Source organism: Streptomyces boninensis (assembly GCF_048572725.1).
Classification (GTDB): Bacteria; Actinomycetota; Actinomycetes; order Streptomycetales; family Streptomycetaceae; genus Streptomyces; species Streptomyces boninensis.
This window is the reverse complement of the sequence record NZ_CP183837.1, coordinates 289,418-301,773: the sequence shown is the minus strand read 5'-3', so window position 1 is coordinate 301,773 and position 12,356 is coordinate 289,418. Positions and strand designations below refer to the sequence as shown.

Here is a 12,356-nt window from a genome sequence, read left to right as displayed (position 1 = left end):
GTGACCACCACCCTGACCAAGGCGCCGCACCAGGAGAAGATCACTCGCCGCGAGCGGCATTCCCGCTCCGCCACCGGACGCCGCAACTGGCTCGGCGGCCTGGCCGGCTGGCTCTGGCTCGTCGTCGTCGCGGTGCCCCTGTACTGGACCGTGATCACCAGCCTCAAGGACCAGAGCAAGTACTACACGGGCAACGCCCTCGCGCCCTCGGCCGATTCCACGCTGGACAACTACCGGCTGGTCATCGAGTCCGACTTCGGCCAGTACTTCGTGAACAGCGTCGTGGTCGCCGTCGGAGCGGTAGTGCCGGCGATCACGTTCTCCTTCATGGCCGCCTACGCGATCGTGCGCGGCGGCGGCACCCGCTTTCTGCGCGTGGTCAACGGCCTCTTCCTCATGGGCCTCGCCATCCCGCTGCAGGCGACGATCATCCCGATCTACCTGATCGTCATCAGGCTGCACCTGTACGACAGCCTGCTGGCGCTCATCCTCCCGTCGATCGCCTTCGCCATCCCGCTCTCCGTGCTGGTGCTCGCCAACTTCATCCGCGACGTGCCCAAGGAGCTGTTCGACTCGATGCGGGTGGACGGCGCCACCGAGTGGACGACGCTGTGGCGGCTCGCGGCGCCGCTCACGCGACCGGCCCTCGTTACCGTGACCATCTACCAAGCGCTGACGATCTGGAACGGATTCCTGTTGCCGCTGGTCCTCACCCAGAGCCCGGACAAGCGGACCCTGCCGCTCGCCGTGTGGTCCCTGCAGGGCCAGTTCCAGGTCAACGTCCCCGCCATCCTCGCCGCCGTCGTCCTGACCACCCTGCCCATCCTGGTCCTTTACGCCCTCGGGCGCCGCCAGCTGCTCAGCGGCCTGACCGCCGGGTTCAGCCGGTGACGCCGCCGGCCCGTCACCCCTTGACCGCTCCGGCGACCATGCCCTTCATGACGCGCTGGCTCAGCAGAAGGAAGATCACCAGAGTGCCCAGCACGTTCATGGAGATCGCCGCGAAGAGGGGGCCGTAAGCGGTCTGCCCGAACTCGCCGCTGAAGTTCAGCAGCCCGACCTGGACGGTGGCGAGCTTGGGATTCGTGACGAAGGTCAGGGCGATCAGCAGGTCGTTCCAGATGGCGAAGAACTGCACGAGGCCCAGGGTGATGAGGGCGTTCGACGACATCGGCAGCGCGACCTGGACGTAGGCGCGCAGCATGCTCGCGCCGTCCAGGGTCGCCGACTCGAAGACCTCACGCGGCAGACCCCGGAAATAGGCGGCCATCATGAAGACGGTGAGCGGCAGGCCCATGGCCGTATACGTGAGAATGAACGGCCACACGGTCTGGGTCAGCCCCAGCCGGAAGTAGGCGAGGAACAGCGGCACGAGCAGCATCTGCGCCGGCACCATGATTCCCGCGACAAAGTAGAGCAGCGCATTGTTGCGCCCTCGCCACACCATGATTTCCAGGGCGAAGCCGGCGGCGGAGCCGAAAAGCAGCAGGAGGAAGAGTGCCGGGAACGTCACCAGGATGGAGATCCATACGTTGTGCGCGAAGTCCCCGGTGAGCCAGGCCTCGCTGTAGTTGGACCACTCGAGGGAGGACGGCAGGCTGAACACGCCGCCGCTCACGATGGCGTTCTGGGATTTGAGCGAACTGAGCACCATCCACACCATCGGGCCGGCCATGACCAGAACCAGCAGGCCCACGAGCAGGTTTACCGGCAGTCGCCTCACGCTGATCATGCCTTGGCCTCCGGTTCGGTGTTGTCGCGCCGCGACGCCCGGAACACCCCGAGCGTGACGAGGAACGCCATGCAGGTGAGCGCCAGGGCCAGGGTGGCGCCGTAGCCGTACTCGTTGTAGGTGAACGTGGTGCGGAACATGTACAGGGTGAGCGGAGTGGTGTCGAAGCCCGGTCCGCCGTTGGTGAAGGCCACGACGGCGTCGAAGACCTTGATGGTGGAGTTGATCGCGAAGACGACGGCGGAGAGCAGCACGGGCAGCGACAGCGGGACCACGATGTGGCGGACGAGCCGAAAGCCGGTGGCACCGTCCAGGCGCGCCGACTCGATGACCTCGTCCGGGATATCGACGAGCCCTGCGAACAGCAGCACCGCGAAGAAGCCCATCGACCGCCATACGTCCATGACGATCAGCACCCAGAAGGTCTGCTCGCCGCCGGCGAACCAGTCCACGCTCGTCCCGCCGAAGAATTCGATGACCGAATTGACCGGTCCGGGATCCGGATGGATGGCGAAGATCTGCTTGAAGAGCAGCGCCACCGCGACCGTCGGCAGGATGACGGGGAAGAAGCACACCGTGCGGACCAGCAGCGAGGAGCGCTTCAGCGCGAACGTGTACAGCAGCGCCAGCCCGTAACCCGCCACGACCTGCAAGACCGTGGCCACCGCGGCGTACTTCAGGGTGAAGCCGGCCGACTGCCAGAAGAGGTCGTCCTGCAGCATCCGGCTGAAGTTCTTGAACCCCACGGGGTCGATGCCCCGCAGGACGTTTCCGTCGAAGAAGGTGAGGCCGAGCGACCAGGCGATGGGCACGACCTTGATGAGCGTATAGAGGGTGAGGGCGGGAGCCAGGAGAATCGCGATGGTTTTCTTGTCGCCGAGAATGTTGTGCATGGGGTGCGTTTCCTCCTCAGCGGCCGGCGTCGAGTGCGTTCTGGAGTTTCTTCATGTACGCGGCGGGCGACGTGCGCCCGTCCAGCAGCGACGGTGCGTACGCGGTCGCCAGATCGGCGAAGCGCTGGGAGAACGGCGCCTCGAACCAGGGGAAGGAGCCGGTGGTCTGCTCCATGCGGCGCAGGATGTCCTTGACCAGGGGGCGGGACTCCTTGACCGGCTGGTTCCGCTTGAAGCCGGAGATGGCCCCCTGGTTATTCAGCAGGCTGCTGCCGTAGTGCTTCGCGATGCAGGACACCCAGGCGCCGACCTCGTCGTTGAACTGGGTCCTGGAGAGGGCCGTGACCGTGCCGGTGGTGGACGGGTAGTCGGTGATCCGGCCCGCGCCACCGCTGACGGCGGGGAAGGGGAAGAAGCCGATGTCCTTCGCGCCGACCGTATTGGTCTCTTTGTCGTAGACGTCCCCGAGGGACGAGCTGCCCTGGTACATCATGGCGGCCTTGCCGCCGAAGAAGTCCTGCGTCATGGCGTTGTAGTCCCGTGAAATGACGCCGGCGCCGAAGTACTTGGCCTTGCCCAGCGCGGCGAGCTGCTCCGCGGCCTTCGTGTACTCCGGGTCGGTCAGGCGGGCCTTTCCGTCCTTGACCCGCTGCAGGGCGCGGACGCCCATTGCGCGAGCCAGGTAGGTGCTCAAATACCGGGTGATGGTCCAGGGCTGGGCGCCCGAGGCGGTGAGCGGCTGGATTCCGCGGGCCTCGAGCCGGGCGGCGGCGGCGCGGAACGCGGTCCAGGTCTTCGGGACCGTGATCCCGGCCTTGCGGAAGACGGCCTTGTTGTACCAGAAGCCCTCGATGCTGTACTGGAAGGGCAGCGAGATGACGGAGCCGTACGCCGCCTTGCCGACCGATGCCGCCGCCGGCAGGAGGTCGTCGCCGACGCCCAGCCGGTCCAGTTCCTTCGGCAGGTCGACGAGCGCTCCCGCCTCGTTCATGTCGCCGCCCTCTTTCGCCTGATCGGTCGGGGTGATGAACATGACCGGGAGCGCCTTCTGGCTGGCCAGCAGGGTGACCCGGTTGTTCACCTCTACCGTCGGCAGGTTCTGGATCTTGAGCGGCAGCGCGGCGTTCTCCGTTTTGCAGGGGCCGGCCGCCAGCCGTTTGAGCTCATCGGTCACCTGAGCGTTCTCGGTGGCGGCCAGGAACGTGAAGGCCGACGGCGTCTGACTGCCCGCAGCACCGCCGGCGGTGGCAGCACAGCCCGTGGCGGTTAGGGCGAGGACGACGCAGACGGACAGGGCCTGCCGCACCGGGCGCCTGCGACCACGGCGCGCTTGGAACGTGTCAAACATAGGCCTCCTCCAGGTTGAGGCAGGGTCGGCCGGAGTCTGATACGTTTCAAATCGGCTGTCAAGGAGACTGACAAATGCACTGTGAACTCCACCGTCCTGTCGTGCTGTCATTCGAGGGGAACGCTGCGCTGCCCCTCTCTGACGAGCCCCCTCTGACCCTCCGCCTGAGCCATCCCGACGCGGGTGAATCGTTGATCCCCGGCTTCTGGGACGGCGGCACGACCTACCGCGTCCGCTTCTCACCCGGCGAGACCAGCCAGTGGACCTGGTCCGTCGAACCGAACCGGGCCCAAGTCGCGCAGACATCGGGGACCTTCGAGGTGGCCCCCGGCGACGACCACGGCCCGGTCCGGGTGGCGCACCGCTTCCACTTCGCCCACGCCGACGGGACGCCGTTCCGCCCCGTGGGGACCACGGCGTACAACTGGCTTCACCAGGAGGAGCCGCTCTTCTCGGCGACGGTGAAAGCGATCGCCGACGCGGGCTTCAACAAGCTGCGGTTCATGGTGTTTCCGCAGGCGGGCGGCTATGTCGAGCACTTCCCTGAGGTCCTGCCCTTCGAGCGGAAGGGAGACGGCTGGGATGTCACGCGCCCCAACGTCGAGTTCTTCCGGAAGCTGGACGCCGCGGTCGAGCTCCTGGGGGACCGCGGCATCCAGGCCGATGTGCTGCTCTACAACGCCTACGACCGCGGCTACTTCGGGTTCGACGCGTTCACCGAGGAGGAGGACGCCGTATATCTGCGCTACGTCGTGGCCCGGCTCGCGGGATACCCGCAGGTGTGGTGGTCGCTGTGCAACGAGTTCGACCAACTCGAGCGACCCGCCGAGCGCTGGGACCGCACCGGCACCCTGCTGGCGGAGATCGACCCGCATGGCCACCTGCGGTCCATCCACAACTGGAGGGAGCTGCACGACAACAATCAGCCCTGGATCACGCACGCCTCCCTGCAGAACGGATCGGCGACGACGCACTTCGGCCGCGCGAACCTGTATCGCGATGTGTACGGCAAGCCCGTGGTGCTCGATGAGATCAAGTACGAGGGTGACATCCCCTTGCGCTGGGGCCACCTGGATCCGCGTGAACTGGTCCACCAGTTCTGGATCACCACCGTGGCGGGCTGCTACGCGTCGCACGGCGAGAGCTTCAGGACCGCGTCCGGCAGCCTGCACATGGTCGAGGGCGGGGAGTTGCGCGGTGCGTCGCCGGCGCGGCTGCGGTTCCTGCGCGGCATTCTCGACGAGCTCGTCGTGCCGGGGCTCGACCCGATCGACAAGTGGGACGACCCCGCCCATGTCGCGGGCGTCGCGCGCCGCCAGTACGTGCAGTACCTCGGCCGGTCGGCGCCCGCCACCTGGGACTTCCGGCTGCCCATCGGCGTACCCGGCGAGCGGATCGAGCAGGGCGAAACCTACGTGGTGGACGTCATCGACACCTGGAACATGACGGTGACCCCGGCCGAGCGGCTCTTCACCGTCACCGACGTCCAGCGCAACGACGCGTACGACCGCGGCTCCCCGCCGCTCGACCTGCCGGCCGGCGAGGCGGTCGCGCTGCGGATCACGCGCGCGGCGGAGTAGCGCCCGTCGTGCTCGCGCGCGCGACGAGTTCCGGCTGGAACACGGCGCGGCGGGCGGCCGCCGGGTCCTCGATGCTGTCGAGGAGCAGGTCGACCGCCGCCGCGCCGAACTCCTCGTGCGGGGACCGGATCGAGCTGAGCGGGATGAGAGAGGTCTCGCCGAACTCGATGTCGTCGTACCCGATGATGGCGATGTCCTCCGGGATCCGCACGCCCGCCTGGGCCAGTTCGTGCATCAGGCCCAGCGCGATCAGGTCGTTCGCGGCGAAGACGCCGTCGGGGCGGAGGCCCTCGGGGCGTTCGAGGAGCTGCCGGGCGATCGAGCGTCCGCCGCTGATGGTCCGGTCCGTGAGCGTCAGGACCTCCATGACCGCGCCTGGGGTCGCCTGGAGTACGGCCCCGGCGCCGTCCAGGCGGGCGCCGATCTGCTGGACGCCCAGCGGGCCGCCCACGTAGGCGATCCGGCGCCGGCCCACGGAGACCAGGTGTTCGGCGGCGATCCTGCCGCCCATCACGTCGTCGACGGAGACCGACGCCTGCTGCGGGTCGAAGGCTTCCTGCCCTACGAGAACGCTGGGAGTCCCGCGCCGCCGGATGACCGCCAGCCGGTCCTCGATCGGCTCATGCGAGCCGACGAGGAGCCCGCGCACCCGGTGCTGCTGGAAGAGGTCGAGATAGGCGTCCTCACGGGCCCGGCTCCGGTTGGAGTTCGCGAGGAAGACGGAGAAGCCCCGTTCGGCGGCCCGCTGCTCGACGCCCTCGGCGATGCCGGCGAAGTAGGGATTGCTGACATCGGGCGCGATGTAGGCCAGGGCCGTACTGGAGCCGCGGCGGAGCTGGCGGCCGGCGTTGTTCGGGACGAAACCCAGCGTTTCGATGGCCTGCTGGATACGCTGCGCGAGGGTCTCGGACACGCGCTCCGGATGATTGAGGTAGTGCGACACGGTTCCGTGCGAGACCCCCGCCAGGGTGGCGACGTCCCGGATGCCGACTCTTGCCATGACGCTCCTTGCCATCCGCTTCCCGTCTTGACACGAGTCAAGAGTGATGCCGAGTATGCCACGCTCTTTATGGAGAAACGCACTCTGCCGTTGCGACTTGGCTCTTGAAACGTGTCAATCGCCGGTTTAGCATCGCCGGAGCGACTGCTGAGGAGCTGAGTGTGCCGGAACGCGCCGTCATCACCCCCCGCTACTGGGAATCCACCACCGGCGGCTCGGGTCGTATGGAGCCGCGAGCCTGGGCCCGCAGCGACGCGGCCGCCCTGAGCCTGGACGGGCGGTGGCGCTTCCGCCTGTGGCCCACCTCCGAGGGCGGCGGCCAGGCGTCACTGGCCCCCGACTTCGACGACAGCGAGTGGGACGAGATCGATGTGCCCTCCCACTGGGTCCTTCAGGACGTGACCGTGCCATGGGCGGATGAGCCGAAGGTGCCGGCCCCGCGCCTCGACGAGCACGGACCGCTGTACACCAACACCGCGTTCCCGGTCCCCATCGACCCGCCGTACGTACCCGACGACGCGCCGACCGCCGACTACCGGCTCCGGTTCGACCTGCCGGAGACCTGGCCGCTGGACGAGCGCGCGGGCGGAACTCTCCTGCGCTTCCTGGGAGTCGACTCCTGCGGTGCCGTATGGCTGAACGGACAGCCCGTGGGCTGGTCGATGGGCAGCCGCCTCCCCGTGGAGTACGGGGTGGGCGCTCTGCTGAAGCCCGGCGCGAACGTGCTCGTGGTGCGGGTGCACCGCTGGTCCGCGGGGACCTACCTGGAAGACCAGGACATGTGGTGGCTCCCCGGCATCTTCCGCGGCGTCGACCTGCTCCACCGGCCCGCCGGCGGCATCGGCGACCACCGGGTCGTGTCCGGCTACGACCACACCGACGGATCCGGCACCCTCCTCATCGAGGCCGACGTCCCGGCCGAAGTGGAGATCCCCGGCCTCGGCGTGCGCACGCAGACGGGCCGCACCGTCCGCATCGACGGCGTCGAACCCTGGTCGGCCGAGAACCCCCGCCTCTACCACGGCACTTTGCGCACTCCGGCCGAGACGATCGAGCTGCGCGTCGGCTTCCGCACCGTACGGATCGAGGACGGGCGCCTCCTCGTGAACGGCGGCCCCGTCCTCTTCCGCGGGGTCAACCGGCACGAGCACCACCCGGAGCGCGGCAGGGCGCTCGACCTCGAGACCATGCGCGAAGACGTCGTCCTGATGAAGCGCGCCGGGGTGAACGCCGTCCGTACCAGCCATTACCCGCCGCATCCCGCGTTCATCGAGCTCTGCGACGAGTACGGGTTGTGGGTGGTGGAGGAGGCCGACGTCGAGACCCACGGGTTCGTGTACGCCGGCTGGGAGGGCAACCCGGCCGCGGACCCCCGGTGGCGCGGGGCGGTCCTGGACCGGATCCTGCGCACCGTCGAGCGGGACAAGAATTCCCCCAGCGTCGTCATCTGGTCCCTCGGCAATGAGAGCGGCTCCGGCGAGTCCTTCCTTGAGGCCCGGGCACTGCTGCGGGAGCGGGACCCGGGGCGCCCGATCCTGTACGAGCGGGACCCCACGTACGCACCCTCGGACTTCTACGCCGTGATGTACCCGTCGCTGGACGAGCTCGAAGCGATCGGGCGCCGCCAGGAGCCCACTCCGGACGGGGTCGAGCCGGGCTCGGCCGTGGACATCCGGCGCCGGGAAATGCCGTTCCTCCTGGTCGAATACGCCCACGCCATGGGCAACGGCCCCGGGTCGCTGCTCGACTACCGGGACATCCTCGAGTCGCACGAGCGCTTCTGCGGCGGGTTCGTCTGGGAATGGATCGACCACGGCTTCACGGCCGTCGACACCCACGGGCGCCGCATCGTCGCGCACGGCGGGGACGTCGCGTACCGCCCGAACGGCGGCCGCTACTGCCTCGACGGCATCCTGAACAGCGACCGCACGCCCACGCCGGCCTATGCCGAACTCACCGCGGCCTGCGCCGCCGTGACGGTCGGCTTCGACCTGCCGTCGGGCACCGTACGGCTGCGTAACGCGCAGGACTTCATGGATACGTCGGCGTTCTCCTTCTCCTGGACGGTGGAATCGGACGGCGTGCCCGTGCGCTCTGGGCTGCTCGACGTCCCGGCGATCGCGCCCCGCACCGACACGCGCGTCGAGCTGCCCGCGGACGCCATGTCCGGCGAGGGCGCCGCGGGAGCCGAGGAGTGGCTCACCGTCACGGCCGAGCTCAAGGAGGCGACATCCTGGGCACCGGCCGGTCACGTCACAGGCCGTGGCCAGACGCGGATGCGCCGCCAGGAGCACGAGCCCGCCCCGTCATCCACGAGCGCGGACGTGTCCCGGCTCGTGCGGCACGACCGCTCGAGCATCACCGAGCTGCTGGGCATCCCGGTGACAGGTGTCGTTCCCGACGTATGGCGAGCGCCCACCGAGAACGACCGCGGCCAGGGCGCCCGTAACAACACGGCGGCATCCTGGCAGGCGGTCGGCCTCGACCGCTTCGTGCACCGCACGCTAGGCGTGTCCACCGGCGAGAACAGCCTGCGGATACGCATGCGCAGCGGGCCATCGACCCAGACATTCGCCCTGCTGACCGACTTCGCCTGGACGGCGGCCGCCGGGGGAGGGGTCGATCTGGACGCGTCCTTCGCCTTCACCGGGCCCTGGGGCAACACGCCGTACGGACAGCACCGGGTACGACCCCCACGACTGGGTCTCCGGCTGGGGCTGCCGGGCGCGTACGACACCGTCGAGTGGTTCGGCCGGGGGCCGGGACAGTCGTACGCCGACGCCTTCGCGGCCACGCGGGTGGGCCGGTTCCAGGCCGGGATCGACGAGCTGCAGGTCCCGTTCGAGGTGCCGCAGGAGAACGGCAACCACTTGGACACCCGATGGCTGGTGCTCCGCGGTCCCGGCGTCCCGCCGCTCCGGATAGAGGCGGCGCCCGGCACGTACTTCGACTTCACCGCCCGCCCCTGGACCAGCGAGGCCCTGGAGCAGGCGCGCCATCCCGTAGACCTCGTCCCTTCCGGCCACATCTGGCTGAACCTCGACGTCCGGCAGCGCGGCCTCGGTTCCTCGTCCTGCGGACCGGCGCTGCCCGACCGCTACGAGGTGCCGATCGAACCCGCCGCCCTCAAGATCCGCTTTCGCCGCGACTCCTGAACCCGAGAGGACGTACCCGTTTCATGGTGACACCTTCCGCCCCGGCCTTCGAGCATCTCCCTGATGCCCTCGGCATCGGCGTGTCCGCGCCTCGCCTGTCGTGGCAGACCCGAGCCGAGCCGGGCTGGCGCCAGACGGCCTACGAGATCGAGGTGTCCGGCGACCGGGCCACGGCCACCTGGCGCGTCACCTCACCGGAGTCCGTGCTGGTGCCCTGGCCGGCCGCGCCGCTGCGATCCCGCGAGCGCGTGGCCGTCCGCGTCCGCGTCGTCGGAACCGACGGGGCGGCTTCACAGTGGAGCGAACCGGGCGTGGCCGAGGCGGGCCTGCTCGACGCGGCCGACTGGGCCGCCGTGCCAGTCGGCGGGGCGTGGCCGGAAGACCCCGAGGCCGAGCGCCGGCCCGCCCTGGTCCGGCGCGCGTTCCAGGTGCGCGGCCCGGTGGCCAGGGCGCGGCTGTACGCCAGTGCCCACGGCCTGTACGAGGCCGAACTGAACGGCGAGCGGGTCTCCGATGACGCGATGGCGCCCGGCTGGACCGTGTACGGCAGCAGGCTGCGCTACTACACGTACGACGTGACCGGCCTGCTGCGCGAGGGCGAGAACGTCATCGGGGCGTGGCTCGGCGACGGCTGGTACCGCGGGCGGCAAGGCTGGCTCGGCGGCTTCCGCAATCTCTACGGCTCCGACCTCTCGTTCATCGGCCAGCTCGAACTCGTCTACACCGACGGCACCCGCGACCTGATCGCCACCGACGCACACTGGCGCGCCGCCTTCGGGCCCATCCTGCGCAGCGGCAACTACGACGGCGAGGTCTACGACGCCCGCGAGGAGCGCCCCGGATGGTCCGGCCCCGGCTACGACGACGCCGAGTGGACTCCCGTGGCCCTCGGGGAGCGTGACCCGGCGACCCTCGTCGCCCCGGACGGCCCGCCGGTGCGGTGCACGCAGGAGGTCGCCCCGGTCGCGGTCCTGCGCACCCCGAAGGGCGCTGCCGTGCTCGACTTCGGGCAGAACCTGGTCGGCCGGGTCCGCTTCACGGTGCGCGGCGCCGCCGGACAGCGCGTCACCCTGCGTACCGCCGAGGTGCTGCAGGACGGCGAGGTCTACCGGCGCCCGCTGCGCTCGGCCGAGTCCACGGACACGTACGTGCTCAAGGGCGGCGAGGCGGAGGAGTGGGAGCCGCGCTTCACCTTCCACGGATTCCGGTACGCCGAGGTCGAGGGCTGGCCCGACGACCTGGAGGCCGCGGTGGCCCGGGGCGACATCCGGGCCCGGGTGCTGCATACGGACCTGACCCGCACCGGCTGGTTCTCCTGCTCGGACCCGCTGGTCAACCGCCTGCACGAGAACGTCGTGTGGAGCATGCGCGGCAACTTCCTCGACATTCCCACCGACTGCCCGCAGCGCGACGAACGCGTCGGCTGGACCGGCGACATCCAGGTGTTCGCCCCCACCGCCTCGTTCCTCTACGACGTGTCGGGCATGCTCTCCGGCTGGCTGAAGGACGTCGCCGTCGAGCAGCTTCCCGACGGCACCGTGCCCTGGTACGTACCCGTCATCCCGGCGCACGACATGTGGACCCCGATCCGTCCCGGCGCGGTCTGGGGCGACGTCGCCGTGCTCACGCCGTGGGTGCTGTACCAGCGGTTCGGCGACGTCGGACTGCTGCGCCGGCAGTACGCCAGTGCCAATGCGTGGGTCGACCTGATGGACCGGCTGGCCGGCGAGTCCCACCTGTGGGACGACGGCTTCCAGCTCGGCGACTGGCTCGACCCGGCGGCACCCCCGGACGACCCGGCCGATGCCCGCACCGACAAGTACCTGGTCGCCACCGCCTACTTCGCCTGGTCGGCCCGGCACCTGGCGCAGAGCGCGGCGGTCCTCGGCCTGGCGACCGACGCGGCCCGCTATGAACGCCTCGCGGACGAGGTGCGCGAGGCGTTCACGGCCGCGTACGTCCGGGACGACGGGCGGATGACCAGCGACGCCCAGACCGCCTACGCCCTCGCCATCGCCTTCGACCTCCTCACGGATGCAGCCCAGCGCGCGGCGGCCGGCCGCCGCCTCGCCGAGCTCGTCGCCAAGGCGGACCACCGCATCGCCACCGGCTTCGCCGGCACGCCGATCATCTGCGACGCCCTGACCCGGTCCGGCGCGACGTCAACGGCGTACGGCCTGCTGCTCGAACAGGGCTGCCCGTCCTGGCTGTACGCCATCACGCAGGGCGCCACGACGATATGGGAGCGCTGGGACAGCATGCTGCCGGACGGCACGGTCAACCCCGGCACCATGACCTCCTTCAACCACTACGCCCTCGGCGCGGTCGCCGACTGGCTGCACCGCGTGGTGGCCGGCCTGGAGCCGGCCGCGCCCGGCTATCGGTCGATCCGGTTCCGGCCGCGCCCCGGCGGCGGACTGACCTGGGCGAAGGCGGAGCATGAGACGCCGTACGGGCGGGCTGCCATCGCCTGGGAGATCGACGGTGACCGCCTGAGCGTGACCGTGGACGTGCCCACCGGCGCGGACGGAGTGGTCGAACTGCCCGGGATGGACCCGCAGTCCGTGACCAGCGGGCAGCACAGCTTCGTGGCGCCGCTGACCGCCGTTCCGGACGCGCTCGCCGGTCGATGACGATGCATAGGGAGG

8 protein-coding genes are annotated in these 12,356 nt (G+C 69.8%); 4 read left to right on the top strand and 4 right to left on the bottom strand.

The window, feature by feature from the left end:
* Entirely contained in the window at positions 1 to 891 is an 891-nt protein-coding gene (locus ACNNMR_RS01370; RefSeq protein WP_419992611.1) for a carbohydrate ABC transporter permease, read from the top strand.
* A 13-nt stretch (positions 892 to 904) separates the two neighbouring features.
* On the opposite strand, the gene ACNNMR_RS01365 is transcribed toward ACNNMR_RS01370, so the two are convergent.
* Genes ACNNMR_RS01365 through ACNNMR_RS01355 form a run of 3 tightly spaced genes read right to left on the bottom strand, consistent with a single transcriptional unit; the run spans position 905 to position 3,973 of the window.
* Positions 905 to 1,732, bottom strand: a complete 828-nt coding sequence (locus ACNNMR_RS01365) for a carbohydrate ABC transporter permease (RefSeq protein WP_419992610.1) — start codon at positions 1,730 to 1,732, stop codon at positions 905 to 907.
* Positions 1,729 to 2,625 carry a carbohydrate ABC transporter permease gene (locus ACNNMR_RS01360; protein WP_419992609.1) on the bottom strand — a complete coding sequence of 299 codons (897 nt, stop codon included), beginning with the start codon at positions 2,623 to 2,625 and terminating at the stop codon, positions 1,729 to 1,731. Before ACNNMR_RS01360 ends, ACNNMR_RS01365 begins: the two co-directional genes overlap by 4 nt.
* A gap of 16 nt (positions 2,626 to 2,641) precedes the next feature.
* Entirely contained in the window at positions 2,642 to 3,973 is a 1,332-nt protein-coding gene (locus ACNNMR_RS01355) for an ABC transporter substrate-binding protein (protein WP_419992608.1), read from the bottom strand.
* A gap of 74 nt (positions 3,974 to 4,047) precedes the next feature.
* Between ACNNMR_RS01355 and ACNNMR_RS01350 the strand changes: the two genes are divergently transcribed.
* Positions 4,048 to 5,553 (top strand): DUF4038 domain-containing protein, encoded by a 1,506-nt coding sequence (locus tag ACNNMR_RS01350; protein ID WP_419992607.1) that lies wholly within the window; start codon positions 4,048 to 4,050, stop codon positions 5,551 to 5,553.
* Here the strand turns inward: ACNNMR_RS01350 and ACNNMR_RS01345 are convergent.
* Complete coding sequence (locus ACNNMR_RS01345; protein WP_419992606.1) at positions 5,534 to 6,553, bottom strand: LacI family DNA-binding transcriptional regulator; 1,020 nt, start codon at positions 6,551 to 6,553, stop codon at positions 5,534 to 5,536. The genes ACNNMR_RS01350 and ACNNMR_RS01345 overlap by 20 nt on opposite strands.
* A 161-nt stretch (positions 6,554 to 6,714) precedes the next feature.
* Here ACNNMR_RS01345 and ACNNMR_RS01340 point away from each other — a divergent pair, with 161 nt between their 5' ends.
* Both ACNNMR_RS01340 and ACNNMR_RS01335 read left to right on the top strand, forming a co-directional pair.
* Positions 6,715 to 9,708 carry a glycoside hydrolase family 2 TIM barrel-domain containing protein gene (locus tag ACNNMR_RS01340; protein ID WP_419992605.1) on the top strand — a complete coding sequence of 998 codons (2,994 nt, stop codon included), beginning with the start codon at positions 6,715 to 6,717 and terminating at the stop codon, positions 9,706 to 9,708.
* Positions 9,709 to 9,731: 23 nt separating this feature from the next.
* Positions 9,732 to 12,341 carry a family 78 glycoside hydrolase catalytic domain gene (locus ACNNMR_RS01335; RefSeq protein ID WP_419992604.1) on the top strand — a complete coding sequence of 870 codons (2,610 nt, stop codon included), beginning with the start codon at positions 9,732 to 9,734 and terminating at the stop codon, positions 12,339 to 12,341.
* Positions 12,342 to 12,356 lie beyond the last annotated feature (15 nt).